Annotated in this window: 21 protein-coding genes; 13 read left to right on the top strand and 8 right to left on the bottom strand. The window is 70.7% G+C overall.

Features of this window, described 5'->3' with window-relative positions; translation table 11 throughout:
* Nucleotides 1-4: 4 nt before the first annotated feature.
* Entirely contained in the window at nucleotides 5-1924 is a 1920-nt protein-coding gene (gene dxs, locus DJ021_RS01720; RefSeq protein ID WP_111455893.1) for a 1-deoxy-D-xylulose-5-phosphate synthase, read from the top strand.
* A gap of 9 nt (nucleotides 1925-1933) precedes the next feature.
* On the opposite strand, the gene DJ021_RS01715 is transcribed toward dxs, so the two are convergent.
* The 5 genes from DJ021_RS01715 to flgF are packed head-to-tail and all read right to left on the bottom strand — an operon-like array spanning nucleotide 1934 to nucleotide 5471.
* Nucleotides 1934-2386, bottom strand: a complete 453-nt coding sequence (locus DJ021_RS01715; protein WP_111455892.1) for a hypothetical protein — start codon at nucleotides 2384-2386, stop codon at nucleotides 1934-1936.
* Between the two features lie 46 nt (nucleotides 2387-2432).
* Nucleotides 2433-3161 carry a flagellar basal body L-ring protein FlgH gene (flgH, locus tag DJ021_RS01710; RefSeq protein WP_111455891.1) on the bottom strand — a complete coding sequence of 243 codons (729 nt, stop codon included), beginning with the start codon at nucleotides 3159-3161 and terminating at the stop codon, nucleotides 2433-2435.
* 29 nt (nucleotides 3162-3190) lie between these two features.
* A complete protein-coding gene (gene flgA, locus DJ021_RS01705) occupies nucleotides 3191-3934 on the bottom strand; it encodes a flagellar basal body P-ring formation chaperone FlgA (RefSeq protein WP_111455890.1) in 744 nt (247 codons plus the stop codon).
* Entirely contained in the window at nucleotides 3934-4722 is a 789-nt protein-coding gene (gene flgG, locus DJ021_RS01700; protein ID WP_111455889.1) for a flagellar basal-body rod protein FlgG, read from the bottom strand. The genes flgA and flgG overlap by 1 nt, the downstream gene beginning before the upstream one ends.
* Nucleotides 4723-4733: 11 nt before the next feature.
* Nucleotides 4734-5471, bottom strand: coding sequence for a flagellar basal-body rod protein FlgF (flgF, locus tag DJ021_RS01695; protein WP_111455888.1), 738 nt, complete (start codon nucleotides 5469-5471; stop codon nucleotides 4734-4736).
* Nucleotides 5472-5687: 216 nt separating this feature from the next.
* On the opposite strand from flgF, the gene DJ021_RS01690 reads away from it, so the two are divergent.
* The 5 genes from DJ021_RS01690 to DJ021_RS01670 are packed head-to-tail and all read left to right on the top strand — an operon-like array spanning nucleotide 5688 to nucleotide 11818.
* On the top strand, nucleotides 5688-6284 hold the full coding sequence (locus DJ021_RS01690; protein WP_243625881.1) for a flagellar basal body-associated FliL family protein: 597 nt from the start codon (nucleotides 5688-5690) through the stop codon (nucleotides 6282-6284).
* A gap of 34 nt (nucleotides 6285-6318) precedes the next feature.
* Nucleotides 6319-7410 carry a flagellar motor switch protein FliM gene (gene fliM / locus DJ021_RS01685; RefSeq protein ID WP_111455887.1) on the top strand — a complete coding sequence of 364 codons (1092 nt, stop codon included), beginning with the start codon at nucleotides 6319-6321 and terminating at the stop codon, nucleotides 7408-7410.
* Nucleotides 7407-7916, top strand: coding sequence for a DUF6468 domain-containing protein (locus tag DJ021_RS19055; protein ID WP_207801748.1), 510 nt, complete (start codon nucleotides 7407-7409; stop codon nucleotides 7914-7916). Before fliM ends, DJ021_RS19055 begins: the two co-directional genes overlap by 4 nt.
* Nucleotides 7913-8878: a MotE family protein gene (locus tag DJ021_RS01675; protein WP_111455886.1), complete on the top strand. Its 966-nt coding sequence runs from the start codon at nucleotides 7913-7915 to the stop codon at nucleotides 8876-8878. Before DJ021_RS19055 ends, DJ021_RS01675 begins: the two co-directional genes overlap by 4 nt.
* A 3-nt stretch (nucleotides 8879-8881) precedes the next feature.
* Nucleotides 8882-11818, top strand: a complete 2937-nt coding sequence (locus DJ021_RS01670) for a tetratricopeptide repeat protein (RefSeq protein WP_111455885.1) — start codon at nucleotides 8882-8884, stop codon at nucleotides 11816-11818.
* A gap of 148 nt (nucleotides 11819-11966) precedes the next feature.
* Here the strand turns inward: DJ021_RS01670 and DJ021_RS01665 are convergent, their stop codons facing one another.
* From DJ021_RS01665 to DJ021_RS01655, 3 genes are all read right to left on the bottom strand, one after another.
* On the bottom strand, nucleotides 11967-12683 hold the full coding sequence (locus tag DJ021_RS01665; protein ID WP_111455884.1) for a hypothetical protein: 717 nt from the start codon (nucleotides 12681-12683) through the stop codon (nucleotides 11967-11969).
* Nucleotides 12684-12816: 133 nt separating this feature from the next.
* Nucleotides 12817-13608 (bottom strand): flagellar type III secretion system pore protein FliP, encoded by a 792-nt coding sequence (fliP, locus tag DJ021_RS01660; protein WP_424443721.1) that lies wholly within the window; start codon nucleotides 13606-13608, stop codon nucleotides 12817-12819.
* Nucleotides 13608-13880 (bottom strand): flagellar biosynthetic protein FliO, encoded by a 273-nt coding sequence (locus DJ021_RS01655; RefSeq protein WP_111455883.1) that lies wholly within the window; start codon nucleotides 13878-13880, stop codon nucleotides 13608-13610. Before DJ021_RS01655 ends, fliP begins: the two co-directional genes overlap by 1 nt.
* 93 nt (nucleotides 13881-13973) lie before the next feature.
* Here DJ021_RS01655 and flgB point away from each other — a divergent pair, with 93 nt between their 5' ends.
* The 7 genes from flgB to fliQ all read left to right on the top strand — a co-directional run bounded on the left by flgB (nucleotide 13974) and on the right by fliQ (nucleotide 19660).
* Nucleotides 13974-14387: a flagellar basal body rod protein FlgB gene (gene flgB, locus DJ021_RS01650; protein ID WP_111455882.1), complete on the top strand. Its 414-nt coding sequence runs from the start codon at nucleotides 13974-13976 to the stop codon at nucleotides 14385-14387.
* Between the two features lie 16 nt (nucleotides 14388-14403).
* Nucleotides 14404-14826 (top strand): flagellar basal body rod protein FlgC, encoded by a 423-nt coding sequence (flgC, locus tag DJ021_RS01645; RefSeq protein ID WP_111455881.1) that lies wholly within the window; start codon nucleotides 14404-14406, stop codon nucleotides 14824-14826.
* Between the two features lie 13 nt (nucleotides 14827-14839).
* A complete protein-coding gene (fliE, locus tag DJ021_RS01640; RefSeq protein ID WP_111455880.1) occupies nucleotides 14840-15154 on the top strand; it encodes a flagellar hook-basal body complex protein FliE in 315 nt (104 codons plus the stop codon).
* A gap of 173 nt (nucleotides 15155-15327) precedes the next feature.
* Entirely contained in the window at nucleotides 15328-16767 is a 1440-nt protein-coding gene (locus DJ021_RS01635) for a cytochrome-c peroxidase (RefSeq protein WP_207801747.1), read from the top strand.
* Between the two features lie 65 nt (nucleotides 16768-16832).
* Nucleotides 16833-17609, top strand: a complete 777-nt coding sequence (locus tag DJ021_RS01630; protein WP_111455879.1) for an ATP-binding cassette domain-containing protein — start codon at nucleotides 16833-16835, stop codon at nucleotides 17607-17609.
* Nucleotides 17606-19156 carry a glycine betaine ABC transporter substrate-binding protein gene (locus tag DJ021_RS01625; RefSeq protein WP_111455878.1) on the top strand — a complete coding sequence of 517 codons (1551 nt, stop codon included), beginning with the start codon at nucleotides 17606-17608 and terminating at the stop codon, nucleotides 19154-19156. Before DJ021_RS01630 ends, DJ021_RS01625 begins: the two co-directional genes overlap by 4 nt.
* Before the next feature lie 240 nt (nucleotides 19157-19396).
* Nucleotides 19397-19660 (top strand): flagellar biosynthesis protein FliQ, encoded by a 264-nt coding sequence (fliQ, locus tag DJ021_RS01615; RefSeq protein ID WP_111455876.1) that lies wholly within the window; start codon nucleotides 19397-19399, stop codon nucleotides 19658-19660.
* Nucleotides 19661-19663 lie beyond the last annotated feature (3 nt).

The following is a 19663-nucleotide window of genomic DNA, read 5'->3' as shown; positions in this document are numbered from 1 at the left end:
CTCCATGCCCCCAATCACCCCCCTGCTCGACACGGTTTCCTCGCCTGCGGACACGCGCGGATTGTCCATTCCCGAGCTTAGGCAGCTGGCCGACGAGCTGAGGGCGGAGACCATCGACGCGGTCTCCCAGACCGGCGGCCACCTCGGAGCGGGCCTGGGCGTCGTCGAGCTGACGGTGGCGCTGCACCACGTCTATGAGACGCCGAGCGACATCCTGATCTGGGACGTCGGCCACCAGGCCTATCCGCACAAGATCCTCACCGGCCGCCGCGACCGCATCCGGACGCTGCGCCAGGGCGACGGCCTGTCGGGGTTCACCAAGCGCTCGGAGAGCGAATACGACCCGTTCGGCGCGGCCCACGCGGCGACCTCGATCTCGGCGGCGCTCGGCTTCGCCGCGGCGCGCGACCAGAAGGGGCAGGACAACAAGGTCGTGGCGGTGATCGGCGACGGCTCGATGAGCGCCGGCATGGCCTACGAGGCGATGAACAACGCCTGCGAGACCACCCGCCAGCTGACCGTCATCCTCAACGACAACGACATGTCGATCGCCCCGCCGGTCGGCGGGATGAGCGCCTACATGGCCCGGCTGGTGTCCGGCGGCGGCTACCGCTCGATCCGCAACCTCGGCAAGGCGGTGTCCAAGGCCTTCCCCAAGCCGATCCAGGAAGCCGCCCGCAAGGCCGAGGAATACGCCCGCGGCATGGTCACCGGCGGCACCTTCTTCGAGGAGCTGGGCTTCTACTACGTCGGGCCGATCGACGGCCATGACATGGACGCCCTGGTCCACGTCCTGCAGAACGCCCGCAACATCACCGACAAGCCCGTGCTGGTCCACGTGGTGACCCAGAAGGGCAAGGGCTACGCCCCGGCCGAGAACGCCGCCGACAAGCACCACGCGGTGGTCAAGTTCGACGTGGTCACCGGCCAGCAGGCCAAGCCCGCCCAGACCCACGCGCCCAGCTACACCAAGGTGTTCGCCCAGGAGCTGATCAAGCAGGCCGAGCGCGACCCGAAGATCGTGGCGATCACCGCCGCCATGCCGTCGGGCACCGGCCTCGACCTGTTCGGCGAGCGCTTCCCCGAGCGCACCTTCGACGTCGGCATCGCCGAGCAGCACGCGGTGACCTTCGCCGCGGGCCTCGCCGCCGACGGGATGAAGCCGTTCGCCGCCATCTATTCGACCTTCCTGCAGCGGGGCTACGACCAGGTGGTCCACGACGTGGCCATCCAGCGCCTGCCGGTGCGCTTCGCCATGGACCGCGCGGGCCTTGTGGGCGCCGACGGGGCGACGCACGCCGGCTCCTTCGACATCGGCTTCATGGGCGCGCTGCCCGGCATGGTGCTGATGGGCCCCGCCGACGAGGCCGAGCTGGCCCACGCGGTCGCCACGGCGGTGGCCATCGACGACCGGCCGAGCGCCTTCCGCTATCCGCGCGGCGAGGGGACCGGGGCGGTGATCCCGGCGCTCGCCGAACCGCTGGAGATCGGCAAGGGCCGGATCGTGCGCGAGGGCACGGCGGTGGCCATCCTGTCGTTCGGCACGCGCCTGGCCGAAAGCCTGAAGGCCGCCGACATGCTGGCCGCGCGGGGGCTGTCGGCTACCGTCGCCGACGCCCGCTTCGCCAAGCCGCTGGACGTCGACCTGGTGCTGCGGCTGGCCCGTGAGCACGAGGCGCTGATCACCGTCGAGGAAGGCGCCACCGGCGGCTTCGGGTCCTTTGTGCTGCAGGCGCTGGCCGAGCACGGAGCGCTGGACCGCGGCCTGAAGGTCCGCACCCTGGTGCTGCCCGATATCTTCCAGGACCACGACACGCCGGCGGCCATGTACGCCCAGGCCGGCCTCGACGCCGAGGGCATCGTCCGCGGCGCGCTCAGCGCGCTCGGGGTCGACAACGCCTCGGCCAAGGGTCGCCGGGCCTAAGAGAGCCGGTCAGGCCCGGCAGCCCGCCAGGAATCGCTGTGCGCGGGTCCGGTCGCCGGGCAGGGCGGCGCTGCGGCCGTCCACCGTCACCGTCAGTTCGCCGGTCCGCCCGAAGTTGGCTAGCACCGGGTCCGAGGCCCTGGCCGTAACCTCCGCCAGCGCCCCGTCGCCTGCGTTCGGCTCGAGCGCGGCGACGTAGCGGGCGCTGCGCCGGCCCGAGCTGAGGTTGATCGTGGCCTGGGCGCCCTCGGGCGCATTCACCGCCAGCGCCACCTGGCCGGAGCGCGGCGCGCAGCTCAGCATCACCAGGACGTCGTCGCTGTCGGGCTCGCCGTAGGCCAGCTTGAGGCCTTCGCCTTCGACGCTGTTGAGCGACCAGTCCATGCCGCCGTAGAGCCGGTCGCGGGCGCAGGCCGAAAGCATCAGCGTGGCGGTCAGGGCAAGGATGATCAAATGGCGCATAGGGCGGCCCCTCCGAGGAGGGAAACCGCCACCGCGCGTCCGGTTCCTAGAACGGCGAGAACTTCTCCACCAGCGACTGGCCGGCCGGGGTCTTCTGCACGCGGCTGATGTCGCCGCGGCCGCCGTAGCTGATCCGCGCTTCGGCGATCTGGGTGTGCTTGATGGTGTTGGAGGAGGAGATGTCCTCCGGCCGCACGATGCCGGCCACCGTCAGCTGGCGAAGCTCGGTGTTGGTGCGCACCTCCTGGGTGCCCTGGATGACCAGGTTGCCGTTCGGCAGCACCGCGGACACCACCGCGGCGATGGTCAGGCTGATCTTCTCCGCCCGGTTGACCGCGCCCGTGCCGGCGTTGCTGGTCTTGGAATTGGTCGCCAGCGCATTGGCCGGATCGAACCCGCCCGGCAGAATCTTCCCCAGGCTGGATTCCAGTCCCAGCAGGTGCGGAATGCCGGCGGCGATGCTGGAGTCCCGCGTGCTGGTGGTCTGGTTGGTGGTCTTGGCGCTGTCGTCGATGTCGATCTGCACCGTCAGGATGTCGCCGACGCGGCTGGCGCGCTGGTCGATGAAGAAGGCGCGCGCGCCCTGCCGCCACAGCGAGTTGGCGCTGGCCGGCGTCGTGGAGGCGAGCACCAGCTGCTGCTGCGGCACCAGCGCGGCGGGATAGCCCACCGGCGCCAGCGTCGGGCCCTTGACGGCCTCGACGACGGTGGAACAGGCGCCCAGCGGCAGCAGGGCGGCCAGGGCGAGGAGACGGAGACGCGGGGAAGGACGCATGGGGGAAGGACGCATGACGGGGGCTTTCCTTAGCGAAGCGCGTAACGGGTTGAGCGGGCCGACTTCAGGCCCTCGGCCGCAGGGCCGACGATCGCCTGGCCGGGCCCGGTGACCACGGCCTGGATGATCCGCTTGGAGGCGGTGTTCTGGACGTTCAGGGTCTCGCCGACGCCCGCGGCGCCCAGCGCCTTGCCCTGCAGGGAGAGCGAGATGCCTTCGGCCTGGTACATGACAGTGACGGTCTCGCCGGCCTTGATCACCTGGGCGGCGGCGACGTCGCGCATGGAGACCGCCGCACCGGCCCGCAGCGGGCGTTTCGCGGCCAGGCCGATGATGGCGTCGGGGTCGGACGGCGCGTCCGAGGGGGCGGCCGCGACCTTGCCCCAGACCAGGTCGGTGGGCTGCACGACGTCGCCTGCGGTGAGGTTGCGGGCGTAGGTGAGCACGTCGACGTTGCCGCGCTGGGGGCCGGCCGCCGCGGCGGCCGCCGCCGGGCCGCCGTGCACGACGATGGTCTTCAGTCCCTCGGCATTGGCCCAGTCGAGGCCGGCGCGGCGGGCGACGAGCTGCACGGCCTGGGCGTTGAGCACCACGCTGGCGCCGCTCCGCGCCGCGACCGGCGTGTGGCCGGCCGCGCCCGCGCCGTCGAACAGGTCGCCCAGGGTGACGACGCCGTCGGCGTCGGCGGTGTCGGCCTTCAGCGTCACCGCCTGGCCGGCGAGCGCCGGCGAGGCGAAGCAGAGGCAGGCGGCCAGCGCGAGGAGGCGTCTCATCACGGCTTCATCTGGTTGGTGACGCCGAGCATGTTGTCGGCGGTCGAGACGACCTTGGAGTTCATCTCGTAGGCGCGCTGGGCGACGATCAGCGCCGTGATCTCGGTGACCGCGTCGACGTTCGAGGCCTCGGTATAGCCTTGCATCAGCTGGCCGACGCCGAGCGCGCCGGGAGGGCCGATGGTGGCCGGCCCGGAGGCGGCGGTCTCCATGAACAGGTTCGATCCCTGCGCCGACAGCCCGCCCTCGTTCATGAAGGTGGCCAGGTCGAGCGTCCCGACCACGGTCGGCGTCGGGGTCCCGGCCTGGGTCACCTGCACCTGGCCGGCCTTGGAGATGGAAACCTGGGTGGCGTTGGCCGGGATCGCGATGGCCGGCTGGATCTGGTAGCCGTCCTGGGTGACCAGCTGGCCCTGGTCGTTGACCGCCAGGTTGCCGGCCCGCGTGTAGGCCGTCTCGCCGGTCGGCAGCAGCACCTGGAAATAGCCGCGTCCGTCGATGGCCAGGTCGTACTGGTTGTCGGTCCGGGTCATCGCCCCTTGCGTGGAGATCCGGTAGACGCTGCCGGCCTTCACGCCCGCGCCCACCTGCACGCCGGTGGGGACGATGGTGCCCTGGGTCGACGACTGGGCGCCGGGCTGCTCGAGGGTCTGGTAGAGCAGGTCCTGGAACTCGGCGCGCTGGCGCTTGAACGCCACGGTGTTCATGTTGGCGATGTTGTTCGAGATGACCTCGACGTTCATCTGCTGGGCGGCCATCCCGGTGGCCGCAGTGCGAAGAGCCTGCATCGGTTAGTCTCCTACTGGGCCTTGCCCATGCGCTCGACCGTGGTCTTCGACAGGTCGGCGGTGGCGTCGATGATCTTGGACATCTGCTCGTAGGCCCGGTTGACCTCGATCATGCGGGTCATTTCCAGGATCGGCTGGACGTTCGAGCCCTCCAGCATGCCCTGGCGGACCCGCGGGTCGGCCACGGGCTGCGGCTGCTGGTTGGAGGTGTTCTGGTAGAGGTTGTCGCCGGTCTTCTCGAGCACCGAGCGGTTGGCGAAGTCGAAGACGCCGATCTTGCCGATCCGCTCCGCGCCCTGGCTGACCGTGCCGTCGGTGGCGATGGTGACCTGGCCCTTCTGGGGATCGAGGGTGATCTCGCCGCCGCCTTCGTCGGCCACGGGAAACCCGCTCTGGGTCACCAGCCGGCCGGTGTCGTCCATGCGGAACCGGCCGTCGCGGGTGAAGCGGTCGCCGGTCGGCGAGGTGACCTTGAAGAAGCCCTGGCCCTCGACCGCCACGTCGAGCGGCGCGTCGGTGCGGCGCAGCGACCCCGGCGAGAAGTCGCGGGCCACGCCGGCGTCGGCCACGAACTGGACCGGCGCGGTGGATCCCAGGGTGCTGGCCCGGCCTTGCGGGTCGCTCTTGGTCATCAGCGACTCGACCTTGAAGCCGGCGGTGTCGCTGTTGGCGATGTTGTTCGCGACGATGTCCATCTGGCGACGGAGCACCATCTGGCGCGACAATCCGACGTAGAGGGCGTTGTCCATTAATCCGATCCGCCGAGGGGCGACACTTTTCCCTCTGCGGGCTGCAAGCTTCGGGCCAGTTGAAAACGCCAGTATTTTCAACGGACAATAAAGTTAACGGGCGCCTCCCGGCGGAAAATGCCCGGCAGGGTTGGGCGCCGTTAACACCGGTTAAAAACCGCTTCTTAACCAAAACGGCCTGAATGAGACGGAGCTAGGATTCTAAGGAACGCGCGCGTGGCCGACGCCAAGGTCAAGGAAGCACCGACAGACGACGTCGCCGAAGGCGATGACGTCGAGGGCGCGCCCAAGAAGAAGCTTTCGCTGAAACTGATGCTGATCGCCGGCGCCGCGGCGCTGGTGATCGTCGGCGGCGGCGGAACCGCGGCCTTCATCTTCCTGAAGCCCAAGCCCGACGCGGCGCACGCCGACAAGGCGCACGGCGCGAAGAAAAAGAAGGGCAAGGACGACAAGGCCAAGGACGACAAGGGCAAGGCGGGCGGCGCGCAGGTGCGCGAAGGGCCCGACGGCGTGCTCTTCTACACCATGCCCGACGTGGTGGTGAACATGCAGACCGCCGACGGCCGGCCGACCTTCCTGAAGCTCAAGCTCACCCTGGAGCTGCCCGATCAGGAGACGGTCGACGCCCTCGATCCCAACATGCCCAGGCTGCAGGACATGTTCCAGACCTTCCTGCGCGAGCTGCGCCCGGAAGACCTGTCCGGCAGCCAGGGCTCGTATCAGCTGCGCATGGAGATCCTGCGCCGCGTCAATCTGGTGATCGCGCCGTCGAAGGCGAACGCGGTCCTGATCGAGGAGATGCTGATCAACTAGCGCCCCTCGGGGCGCTGGGATGAGTGGCGTACGCATGGCCGACGAGACCGAAACCAGTCCGGATACCGCCGCCGCCCCCGAGGCCGGCGCGGCCTGGGCGCCCGGCGAGGGCGCTCCGGCGACCGAACGCGAGGGCCTGAGCTCCGAGCGAATCCTCAACCAGGACGAGATCGACAGCCTCTTGGGCTTCGACCTCTCCGACGAGGAGGCCGCCGAGCGGACCGGCATCCGCGCGATCATCAACTCCGCGCTGGTCTCCTACGAGCGCCTGCCGATGCTGGAGATCGTCTTCGACCGCCTGGTGCGGTTGATGACCACCTCCTTGCGCAACTTCACCTCCGACAACGTCGAGGTGAGCCTGGACAACATCTCGTCGATCCGGTTCGGCGACTATCTCAACTCGATCCCGCTGCCGGCCATCCTGTCGGTGTTCCGGGCCGAGGAGCTGAACAACTACGGCCTGCTGACCGTCGACTCCAACCTGATCTACTCGATCGTCGACGTGCTGCTGGGCGGCCGCCGCGGCACCGCCGCCATGCGCATCGAGGGCCGCCCCTACACCACCATCGAGCGGGTGCTGGTGCAGCGGATGGTCGAGGTGGTGCTGGCCGACGCCCGCGAGGCCTTCGAGCCGCTGACCCCGGTGACCTTCACCCTCGACCGGCTGGAGACCAACCCGCGTTTCGCCGCCATCGCGCGACCCGCCAATGCGGCGATCCTGGTGAAGCTGCGGATCGACATGGAAGATCGCGGCGGCCGCATCGAACTCCTGCTGCCCTACGCCACTCTCGAGCCGATCCGGAAGATGCTGCTGCAGCAGTTCATGGGCGAGAAGTTCGGCCGCGACAACATCTGGGAAGGCCACTTGGCCACCGAGCTCTGGACCACCAACATGGACGTCCGCGTGGTGCTCGACGAGCAGCAGGTGGGCCTCAAGCAGGTGCTCGACCTCAAGGTCGGCGACACCCTGATGCTCAACGCCACCCCCGACAGCCTGGTCGAGCTGCGGGCCGGGGCCATCCCGCTCACCCGCGCCCGCATGGGCCGCCGCAACTCCCACATCGCCGTCCGGGTGGAGGCGCCGCTGACGCCCCACGCGCGGCAAGCTGTCCAGAGGTTCACATGAGCATTGTCGGCATGGCCCTGAACCTCCTGCTGGCCGGCATGCTGGCCGCGGCGCTGGCCATGGGCTGGCGTCTGAACCAGCGGCTGAAGGCGCTGCGCGACAGCCACGACGGCTTCGCCATCGCCGTGCGGGAACTGAACACCGCCGCCGAGCGCGCCGAGCAGGGGCTGGCCGACCTGCGCGCCGCCACCGACGAAGCGACGGACCAGCTCGCCGACCGCATCGACAAGGGCCGCGCCCTGGCCGCCAAGCTGGAGCGGCTGATCGACCAGGCGCCCGAGGCTGCCCGCAAGGTGACCGAGCCGCAGGACGAGCGCGCCCAGGAGCGCCGCCTCGGTGCGCTGCTGGCCGCCGCCCGCGAGGCCCGCGCCCGGCCGGAGCGGCTGGTCCGCCGTGACGCGCCTGTCGCCCCGGCGCGCCTGCGGCCGAGCTTCGACGACGATCTTTTCGACGAGGCGCCGCCCGAGCGCGCCGCCCTCAGCGCCATCCGCGGAGGCCGCTCATGAAGAACATGCCCCGAATCCTGCCGCTGGTCGGCGTCGCCATGGGCGGCGTCCTGGCGGTCAACGCCCTGGCCGGCGCCAAGGGCCTGCCCAACCTGTTCTCCGGCGCCAAGGCCTTCGCCGAGGAAGCCGCCAAGCCCAGCAAGCCGGCCAAGGGCGCGAAGGCCGCCAAGGACACGACCGATGTCGCCGCCACCGGCCAGGCCACGGACGTCGCGGCCGCCGGCCTGCCGGGGCTGCCGCCGCCGAGCCTGAAGCCGCAGGCCGTCTGCGCCCCCACCGCCGCCGAGCTCGCCAAGGAGGCCGGCCTGTCGCCGGCCGAGCTGCAGGTGCTGCAGAGCCTCGGCGAACGCCGGGGCCAGCTCGACCAGCGCGAAGCCGACCTGAACACCCAGCTCGCCCTGATGGCGGCCGCCGAGGCCAAGCTCGACGCCAAGGTCAAGGCGCTGAACGGCCTGAAGGGCGACATCGTCGGCCTGCTCAACCAGGCCGACCAGAAGGAGCAGGCCGAGATCGACCGGCTGGTGAAGGTCTACGAGGGCATGAAGCCCAAGGACGCCGCGCCGCGGATGGTGCTGCTCGACGACGCCGTGCGCCTGCCGATCGCCGCCAAGATGAAGGAGCGCTCGCTCTCGGCCATCGTGGCGCTGATGCCGCCGGCCGAGGCCAAGAGGCTGACCGAGTCCCTGGCCAAGCGGTTCACCGACGCCAAGGCCATGGCCGCCAGCGCCGCGGCGACCGCCAACAACGCCGCCGCCCAGGCCGGCGCGCCGCAGACCGCCGCCGCTGCTGCGCCGCCCGCGCCGACGGCCCAGGCCAAGCCCGCCAGGAAGGCGCCGGCGAAGCAGGCCCGCAAGGCGCCGCGCAAGGTCGCGCCGGCCCAGGCGCAGGCCGCCAACGTCCCGGCCGCCCCGGCGGCGCCCGCCACGCCGGCCGCCGCGCCGCCGGCGCCCAAGGCCGGCTAGCCGATGAGCCTGCGCCAGGCCCTGCGTTCCGGCGTCGCCGCGGTCTGCATCGCGAGCGCCGGCGCGCCCGCGGGCGTCGCCGCGCCGGCCGCCGGGGCCAAGGCTGCGCAGCGCGAGCCGCTGGAGGTGCACGTCGCCGGGGCGAAGGACTTCTCGCGGGTCGAATTCCACTGGTCGGGCGGCGCGCGCGCCAGCTCGCGGCGCGACGGCCAGAACCTGGTCTTCAGCTTCAGCCGCGACGCCGATCCCGACATCGCGCGCCTGCGCACCGACCCGCCGCGCTGGATCAAGACCGCCGAGAAGCGCCACGCGGGCGGCCACCTGGAAGTGGTGCTGACCCTCGCCGACGACGCCGAGGCCAAGGTCGGGACCGCCGACGGCGCGACCTTCGTCAACGTCTTCCCGAAGCCTGCGCCGACACCGGCGGAAGTTGCGGCCGCCCAGGCCGCCGCTGCGCCGGCCGAAGCCGAGCCGCAACGGCCCAGTCCGGTGCCGGCCGGCGGCGTCGTCCACATGGACGCCAAGGGGCTCAACGGCCAGGTGCTGCTGAACTTCGCCTGGGCCAATCCGGCCGGCGCGGCGGTGTTCCGGCGCGGCGACGCCGTCTGGATCGTGTTCGACGCCTCCGCCGCGCTCGACATCTCCCAGGCCCCCAAGGGCGTGCGCCAGTTCACCGCCATGCAGGCCTTCCGCGGCGCCGACTATTCCGCGGTCCGCATCGAGGCCGCGCACGACGTGCCGCTTTTCGCCTCGGCGGAGGGCGGGACCTGGACCATCGCGCTCGGCCCCGGCGGCCAGAGCCAGCCCAGCATCGTCAAGGTCAGCCGTGACGACGCCGGCGGCCCGGCGGCCCTGCGCGCGCCGGTGGCGGGCGCCACGCGGGTGATCCGCCTGCCCGACCCGCTGGCCGGCGACGAGCTGTCGGTGGTCACCGCGCTTGGGCCCCCCAAGGGCCTGCAGTCGCGCCGCGACTTCGTGCAGGTGGCGCTGCTGCCCTCCGCCCAGGGCCTGGCGGTGGAGTCGCACATCGAAGACCTCGCGGTGACCCGCGACGGCGACATCGTGCACATCGGCCGGCCGCAGGGCCTGGCGCTCTCGCCTTTGTGGGCCACCCGCGACAAGGCGATGGCCGAGCTCGGCGCGCCCGTGCCCGCGGCGATGCCGGCGCTGATCGACTACGAGAACTGGCCGAAGACCGGGCCGGGCGGCTTCCTCGGCCGCTACAACGCCCTGCTGTCCGCCGCGACGGTGGAGTCCGGCAATCGCGACAAGGAAGGGCCGGTCGCCGCGCGCATGGCCCTCGCCCGCTTCCTGGTCGGCTCGGAGCTGTCGTTCGAGGCCATCGGCGTGCTCAACGACGCCGCCCGCGCCCATCCCGAGTTGCTGGAGGATGCAGAGTTCCGCGGTCTGCGCGGCGTCGCCCGCGTGATGGCCCGCCGCTACAAGGAGGCGCAGGCCGACTTCTCCTCACCGGTGCTGGTGGAGGATCCGTCGACGGCGCTCTGGCGCGGCTATGTGGCGTCGCAGCTGGCGCAGTGGCCGGAGGCGCGCACCCAGTTCGCCAAGGGCGCGGAGGCCTTCGGCCAGTTCAACCCGACCTGGAAGGCGCGCTTCGCCCGGGCCGACGCCCAGGCGGCGCTGGCGCAGGGCGACCTGGTAGGCGCCGAGGCGCGCATCCGCCTGGCGCTGATGGACAAGACCGATCCGCTGGAGGAGCTGGCCACGCGCCTCGTGCAGGCCCGGGTCATCGAGCTCGAGGGCCACAAGGACCGGGCGCTGAAGATGTACACGGCGATCGGGTCGGCGCCGTTGGAATCGCTGTCCTCGCCGGCGCTGTTGCGCGCCACCCAGATCCGCCTGGAGACCGGCAAGGTCACGCCGGTGCAGGCGGCGGCGGTGTTCGACAGCCTGCGCTACCGCTGGCGCGGCGACGCCACGGAACTGGAGACCATCCGCGCGCTCGGCCAACTCTACCTCGGCCAGGGCCGCTATCGCGAGGCGCTGGAGGCGCTGCGGTCCGCGGGTCTGCGCCTGCCCGACCTGCCGGAGGCGCTGCAGCTGCAGGCCGACCTCAACGCCGCCTTTCGCACCCTGTTCCTGGACGGCCAGGCCGACGGGCTGGAGCCGATCCAGGCGCTGGCGCTGTTCTACGACTTCAAGGAGCTGACGCCGATCGGCGCGGACGGCGACCTGATGGTCCGCAAGCTGGTGCGCCGGCTGGTCGACGTGGACCTGCTGGGCCAGGCCGCCCAACTCCTCAAGTACCAGGCCGACAACCGCCTCGACGGCGTGCCGCGCGCCCAGGTGGCCACCGACCTGGCGGTCATCTACCTGATGGACCGCAAGCCGGAAGAGGCCCTGCAGGCCATCAACGGCTCACGCACCACCGTCCTGCCCACCGCCCTGAACGGCGAGCGCCGGCTGATCGAGGCGCGGGCCTGGACGGCGCTCGGCCGCTACGACGCGGCCCTGGAGATCATCGACAAGGACGCCTCCAAGGAGGCGCAGGACCTGCGCGCCGAGATCACCTGGAAGCAGAAGACCTGGACCGCGGCCGGGCCGCTGTTCGAGAAGGCGCTCGGCGAGCGCTGGCGCGATCCCACCGCGCTCTCCAGCGAGGAGGAGGGCAAGCTGCTCCGCGCCGGCGTCGCTTACAGCCTGGCCGGCGACGGGGCTTCGCTCGCGCGGCTGCAGCAGCGCTACCAGGGGTTCTACGCCCAGGCGCACAATCCCGACGCCCTGCGCGTGGCCCTGAGCGGCGACCCCTCGGGCCCGCTGAGCGTCACCGACTTCGGCCGCGTCAGCGCCGACAACGAGGCCTTCGCCGGCTGGGTCGCGAAGATGAAGGACCGCTTCAAGACCCAGCGCGCACCGATCGGCAAGGGTCCGGCCGCCCCAGCCAAGACCGCCCAGGCCGCCTCGACGGCGGCGAAGGGCTGACTCTCCCCGGGCGTCCCGTCAGGCGGGGGCCTTCACCACTTCAGTCACAAGGCCCAGCGGAGCCGGGAGCGGCCGAGGGTCCGCTAAGGGTGGATAGCGGACCTGAGCACCGACTGGCCGAGCTTCTCGCTCGACTTGGCACCGAGGCTTAGGGCGTCCCCATCGGATCGGGATTGAGCGTCCGATCGAGGGGCGCACAGGCTCGCTTCACGTCGAGGCCGTTTAAGTCATCGGCCCGCGGCAGGGGGATGGCCACGCCGAGGCTTTGCGCCTGATCCAGCTCGACTTTCGAGTTCAGCGCCAACAGGAAATTGAGATTGCGCGCCTGTTGCAGGGCGTTGCGCAGCGCCGAGATGTCTGCCGGGCCCAGGCGGCCCGGATCGCCTTCCAGCATTCGCAGCGTCGCCCAGGTCTCCTCCTCCCTCTCAACCCAGAGCCGGATGTCCTCTTGCTGAGCATAGAATTGGCTGAGACGATCGAGCTCCGCACGGGGGAAATGGGTCAAGGTCTGCTCGGCGCGCTCGGCCTGCCAGGCATTGTCGATGATCAGGTTCCCAATGTGCAGGCCGGCGAAGCGGATAGGCTCGGGGCGCCTGTGGAGGGCCAGCTGTTCGGTGACCGCCGCCAGCTGGTTCAGGCGGCGCACGATGCAGGGCGCTGTGGTCACGCGGAAGGCATAGTAGGTCCCGTTGGTGGCGATCTCCTTGTGGATCGCGTCCCGGCCAATCCCGATCTTCTCGTGCCAGCGCCCCCATTCGACCAGCTGCTCGGCGGCGAGTGCGATCAGCACGCCGATGACGATGATCCCGATCTCGGTCAGGAGTTCACGCCAGCCGTGAACGGCCTTCGGTTTGTGGATTTCCATGCGCCCCCAGCGGATCAACCTTGACCACACCGTAGGCGGACATGGCGAAGGACCGCTAGGGGTCGTAAGCGGACATTGCCGTTCCGCCCGAGGTCGAACCTTAGGCCGTGGTCCAAACAGAGGGCAGGCCTCGTCAGGCCGGCAGGTGGTGGAAGCTTTCGACGAGGCTGCCGCAGACCAGGCTCCAGCCGTCCACCAGGACGAAGAAGATCAGCTTGAAGGGCAGGGACACCACCACCGGCGGCAGCATCATCATGCCCATGCTCATCAGCACGCTGGCCACCACCAGGTCGATCACCAGGAAGGGCACGAACAGCAGGAAGCCGATCTCGAAGGCGCGCTTCAGCTCCGAGATCATGAAGGCCGGCGTCACCACGCGGATCGGGGTGTCGGTGGCCTTGGCCGGGCGGGGGATTTTCGACAGCTTCACGAACAGGGCGAGGTCGTCGCGGTCCACTTGGCTGAGCATGAACAGCTTCACCGGCGCGCCGGCGGCGTCGAAGGCCGCCGGCAGTTCCATCTGGTGGTCGAGCAGCGGCTTGATCCCCTCGTCGTAGGAGCGCTGCAGGGTCGGCCCCATGACGATGGCGGTGAGGAACAGCGACAGCGAGACGATCACCGCGTTGGGCGGGCTCTGCTGCAGGCCGAGCGCCGTGCGCAGCAGCGACAGCACCACCACGATCCGCACGAAGGACGTGGTCATGATGACGATCGACGGGGCCAGCGACAGCACGGTCATCAGCCCGATCAGCTGGACCACCCGGTCGGTGAGCCCCGCGCCGTTGCCGAGGTTGATGTTCACCGCCTGGGCCGCGGCGGCGGCCGGGAACACCAGGCTGGCGAGGGTGACGAGGGCGGCGAGGCCGGCGGCGCGGCGCCACTCTTCGGCCGGCAGGGCGCGGACGGCGCGGATGATCTCGCGCATCAGACGGGCTCCTTGCCGAGATCGGCGGCGACGACCTGGCCTTCGCCCAGCAGCAGCAGCCGTTCCTTGCCGTCGCAGGAGACCAGCACCAGCCGGCGCGACGGGTCGAGGACCAGGGTCTCCACCACCGCCAGCCGGCGTTCCTTGCGCGGTGCGGCGAACCGCGCCAGGGCGCCCGGCCCAAAGCGGCGGAGCGCCACGGCGCAAAGGCCCATCAGCCCGAGGGTGACGGCGAGCGCGAATATGGCGCGGGCGAAACTGGCGAAATCCATGCGGACGCTTCTGCGGCGGGTGGGCGGGTCCGACGCATCTGGCCGCGAGTCTCTTAAGCGCTGATTAACCCTGTTTATTCACCATAGGAGACCATGGATCTCGCCGACATCCCGCTGTTCTCGATGCTGCGCAGCCGCCTCGGCTACCTGTCCGAGCGCCAGAAGCTGATCGCCGAGAACGTCGCCAATTCCAACACCGCGGGCTATGCGCCCAAGGACCTGAAACCGTTCAGCTTCCAGGCCCAGGTGGAGGCGGCGTCGACGGTGACGCCGGCGGTGACCGAGCCCGGCCACATGCTCCCGGCGCGCGCCCGCCCGGGCGTCGGCGGCAACTTCAAGTCCGTGAAGACCCGCGACTCGGAAACCACGCTCGACGGCAACTCCGTGGTCCTGGAGGAGCAGATGATGAAGATGAGCGACGCGCGGATGAATTACGACGCCGCGGTCGGCTTCTACCAGAAGTCGCTCGACCTCCTGCGGCTGGCGACCCGCAAGCCCGGCGGCTGAAGAGGGACGACGCTAGATGGCCGAAATCAAATCCATGGCGGGGGTCACCCAGGCGATCGCCGCCTCCGCGCTGCGCGCCCAGCAGGCCCGCATGCGGGTCATCGCCGAGAACCTGGCGAACGCCAACTCCACCTCCAGCACCCAGGGCGGCGATCCGTACCGCCGGCAGGCGCCGGTGTTCCAGCCCACTGCGGTGGCCGGCGGCGGCACCGGCGTGCGGGTGGCCCGCGTGCAGGCCGACCAGACCGCCTTCAAGACCGACTACGAGCCCGGCAACCCGTCCGCCGACGCGCAGGGCTATGTGAAGATGCCCAACGTCGACCCGCTGGTGGAGGCGCTGGACATGCGCGAGGCGCAGCGGGCCTACGAGGCGAACCTCAACGTGATCGAGACCGCGCGGGTGATGGAATCGCGCACCCTCGACCTGCTCAAGAAATAGCGGAGCCTAGGCGATGATCACCGCGCTCTCAGCCGCCAACGCCTACGCCAACGCCCAGAAGGCGATCGGGGTCGATCCGGGCCTGGGCGGGGGCCAGGACGTGGCGTCCGGCGGCGGCTTCGGCGAGATCCTGAAGTCGGCGATGACCGACGCCATGAAGGCCTCCAAGCACGCCGAGAGCCAGATGGCCGCCCAGGTGCAGGGCAAGGCCGAACTGGTGGACGTGGTCACCTCCATCTCCGCGGCGCAGTCGAGCCTGGAGACGGTCCTGGCGGTCCGCGACCAGGTGATCGGCGCGTACCAGGAAATCATGCGGATGCCGATCTGACAGCGTCCGGCCAACCGCTGCCGCGGCGGCGCGGAGGTATAGCGCAGCCGGCGCTGACGGCGTCGCGATCCCAAATTGGAATTGCCGTGCTCCGCGCCCATATGCCCGCGCGGGGGTGACGCGGAGAGTCCACGGTGAAGTCACGGCGCGCGCTCCTGTCGATAACGGCGGCGATGGCCGCCGCCATCCTGGCCGCCGACGCCCAGGCGGCGAGGGAAAGCAGTCCAACGCTCTCGCCTGAGGCGCAGAAGGAAATCGTGCAGGTCGAGGCCGAGATCGACCGCATCGAGAGCCAGACGCTCGCACGGCTGCAATCGGAGCCGGACAATCAGGTCCAGCAGGTCGAGCTGCTCGGCAAGTCGATCCTGTTCGACAAGCAACTTTCGGTGAACCGCAACGAGGCGTGCGCCTTCTGCCACATGCCGGAGACGGGGTTCACCGGCCCGGTGTCGGAGTTGAACCGGACCACCGGCTCCTATCCCGGATCGGTGCGCACCCGGTTCAGCGAGCGCAAGCCGCAGACCCACAGCTACGCGCCGCTGTCGCCGGTGCTGCATTACAATCGCGCGGCGGGCGACCTCGTCGGCGGCAACTTCTGGGACATGCGGGCCACGGGCCGCCGGCTCGGCAACCCCGCCGCGGAGCAGGCCGAAGGACCGCCGACCAACCCCGTGGAGATGGGCCTGCCGGACGCCGCCTGCTTCGTCTATCGCGCCTCCCAGCGGCCCTACCGCGCCATGTTCGAAAAGGTGTGGGGGCCGCAGGCCTTCGCGATCGCCTGGCCGCGCGACGTGGAACAGGTCTGCGCCCGACCGGGTCCTGCGCCTGCCGGTGATCCCGCGCCGGTCCACCTCAGCGCCCTCGATCGCGGCCGGGCCAGCGCCACCTTCGATCAGATGGCGATGTCCATCGCCGGCTATGAAGCCTCCGCCGAGGTGACGGCGTTCAGCTCGAAGTTCGACGCGGTGGTCACCGGCAAGGCGCAGTTCACCCCGCAGGAGAAGGCGGGCTACGACCTGTTCCGCGGCAAGGCGCAGTGCAACGCCTGCCATCGCGACGGCGGCCCCGGCGAGGATCCGCTGTTCACCGACTTCACCGCCAGCAACATCGGAACGCCGGCCAATCCGCGGTTGCCCTACCTGCGGGAGAATCGGCCCGACGCTTTAGGCTATGTCGCCAATCCGTTGGGGGAGTCGTTCGTCGACCGCGGCGTCGGCGCCTTTCTCGTCCAGGGCCACCCGCTCAGCAATCCGTCCGCGGTGGATGCGCGATGGCGCCCTCTGGCGCCCGATAACATGGCGCGCGTCCAGACGCCCACCCTGCGCAATGTCGACAAGCGCCCCTATCCCGGGTTCGTGAAGGCCTACGGGCACAACGGCTATTTCACGAGCCTCAAGGAGATCGTGCACTTCTACAACACGCGCGACGTCCTTGCGCGCTGCAAGCCGCATGACCCGGGCGAAGGCACGACCTGCTGGCCCGCCCCGGAGTCGACCGCCAACATGAACACCAGCCACAGCGGGCGCCTGGGTCTGTCGGACGCCGAGGAGGACGCCATCGTCGCCTTCATGGGGACGCTCAGCGACGGCTACGTCGCCGCCAAGCAGCGGTAGGTCGCACGGCGGGCCGGACGGGCGGGGCTTGCGGACTTTCGCCCAAGCCATGCTACCCCTTGCCGATGGCGGGGCCGCTCATCCAGCTCGAGGACGTGGAAAAGCGCTACGGCGAGCACCTGGCGCTGGCGGGCGTGAGCCTGTCGGTGACGGCCGGCGAGTTCACGGCCCTGGTCGGCGGGTCGGGCTCGGGCAAGACGACGCTTCTGAAGACCATCAACCGCCTGGTGCGGCCGGACGCCGGCCGGATCCTGGTGCAGGGCGGGGACGTCTCGGCCGTCGAGCCGCACCTGCTGCGGCGCCAGATCGGCTACGTCTTCCAGGAGATCGGCCTCTTCCCGCACATGAGCGTCGGCGAGAACATCGCCATCACGCCGAAGCTGCTGGGCTGGGACCGGCCGCGGATCGAGGCCCGCGTCGCGACCCTGCTCGAGCTCGTGGACCTGCCGGCCGAGGTGGCGCAGCGCCTGCCCGCGGCGCTCTCCGGCGGCCAGCGGCAGCGGGTCGGCGTCGCCCGAGCGCTGGCGGCGGAGCCGGCGATCATGCTGATGGACGAGCCGTTCGGCGCGCTGGATCCGCTGACCCGGGACGCCCTCGGCTCCGACTACCGCGCCCTGCACGAGCGGCTGGGCCTGACCACCGTCATGGTCACCCACGACATGGCCGAGGCGGTGCTGCTCGCCGACCGCATCGTGGTGCTGCGCGCGGGCCGCATCCTGGCCGATGGGCGGCCTGCGGACCTGCTGGCGAACACCCAGGACCCCGACGTCCGCGCGTTGCTGGAAGCGCCCAAGCGCCAGGCCGAGCGGCTGCGCGCCCGGCTGTCGGAGGGCCCCGCGTGAACGAACGCGTCGCCGCCGCCTTCGCGGTCCTGCCGGAGTACCTGGCCTGGCACGTGCTGCTCAGCGCCAGCGCCCTGGTGCTGGGGATCGCCATCAGCCTGCCGCTGGCGGTGGCGGCCAGCCGCAGCGCCCGCCTGCGCTGGCCGGTGCTGGCGCTGGCCAGCCTGATCCAGACCATCCCCAGCCTGGCGCTGCTGGCGCTGTTCTACCCGCTGCTGCTGGCGCTCTCGTCGCTCAGCCTGACGGTGATCGGCAAGGGCTTCTCGGCGCTCGGCTTCCTGCCTTCGCTGCTCGCGCTGACGCTCTATTCCATGCTGCCGATGCTGCGGAACGCGGCGGCCGGCATCCTCGGCGTCGACCCGGCCATCGTCGAGGCCGCCGACGGCGTCGGCATGACGCCCCGCCAGCGCCTGTTCCAGGTGGAGCTGCCGCTGGCCGCCCCGGTGATCATGGCGGGCGTCCGCACGGCCGCGGTCTGGACCATCGGCGCGGCGACGCTCTCCACCCCGGTCGGGCAGACCAGCCTCGGCAACTACATCTTCGCGGGCTTGCAGACCGAGAACTGGGTGTTCGTGCTGTTCGGCTGCGCGGCGTCGGCGGCCCTGGCGCTGGTCGCCGACCAGCTGCTGGGCCTGGTGGAATCCGGCGCCGCCGACCGCAAGCCGCGCCGCGCCCTCCTGGGCCTCGGCCTGCTGCTGGTCGCGGTGGCAGGCGCGGTCTGGCCGCTGGTCGGCGCCGGCCGGCCGGCGAGCTATGTGGTGGGCGCGAAGAACTTCTCCGAACAGTACATCCTCGCCGAGGTCATGGCAGACCGGCTGCAACGGGCCGGGGCGCAGGTCCGCCGCAAGGAGGACCTGGGGTCGGCGGTGGCCTACCGCGCGCTCGCCGCCGGCGAGCTCGACGTCTACGTCGACTATTCCGGGACGCTGTGGACCAATGTCCTCGACCGCAAGGACAACCCCGGCCGGGCCGGCGTCCTGCGCCAGCTCACGACCGAGCTGAAGCGCCGCGACGGGGTGCTGGTGCTGGGCTCGCTGGGCTTCGAGAACGCCTATGCGCTCACCATGCGGCCGGATCGCGCCAAGGCCCTGGGCGTCGCCTCGATCGCCGACCTGGCGCGTGAGGCGCCGCGCCTGACCCTGGGCTCGGACCTGGAGTTCCTGTCGCGGCCGGAATGGAGGGCGGTCGAGGAGGCCTACGGCCTGCGCTTCAGGACCAAGCGCTCCTACCAGCCGACCTTCATGTACCGGGCGCTGACGAGCGGCGACGCCGACGTGATCAGCGCCTTCTCCTCCGACGGCCGCATCGCCGCCCAGGGACTGGTGGTGCTGAGCGATCCCAGGGGCGCCATTCCGCCCTACGACGCCGTGGTGCTGGTCTCGCCGAAGCGGGCCACCGATGCGCGGCTGCTCGCGGCGCTCCGGCCGCTGATCGGCAAGGTCTCCGTCGACGCCATGCGCGCCGCCAACTACAGCGTCGACCGCGACCGCCAGAAGGCCTCGCCCGCCGAGGCGGCGCGGGCGCTGGAGCGCCAGCTGGGGCTGTAGTCCTCCTCCCTTTCGTCATCCCCGGGCTCGTCCCGGGGACCCATGAACACCGCACGCGCAGGCAAATCCCCGACGCCGTGTTCATGGGTGGCCGGCACAAGGCCGGCCATGACGATCGAGAGGGTGAGATCGGCAGAAATTGCCGCCTTCGTTAACGGAAGTAGCCCTTCGTTAACCATGCCGGGCCAAGTTGCGGGGACTCGCCCGAGGCGGTTTTCGTAAGCTTTCCAAGAGGTCTCCATGAACGGCGCCGAGGTTCTGGACGTTGGCCGCGACGCCATCTGGCTCACCATCCAGCTGTCGGCGCCGGTGCTGATCGTGGGCCTGATCGTGGGCGTGGGCATCGGCCTGCTGCAGGCGCTGACTCAGATCCAGGAGCCGACGCTGGTCAGTGCGCCGAAGATCGTGGCGATCTTCGTCGCGCTGCTGGTCTTCCTGCCGCTGATGGGGGCGCTGATGAACGGCTTCATGCGCCACATCGCCGCCCGCATCGCGGCGATCTAGCGG

This window comes from Phenylobacterium hankyongense (assembly GCF_003254505.1).
GTDB lineage: Bacteria > Pseudomonadota > Alphaproteobacteria > Caulobacterales > Caulobacteraceae > Phenylobacterium > Phenylobacterium hankyongense.
This window is presented reverse-complemented; position numbering and strand designations above follow the sequence as displayed.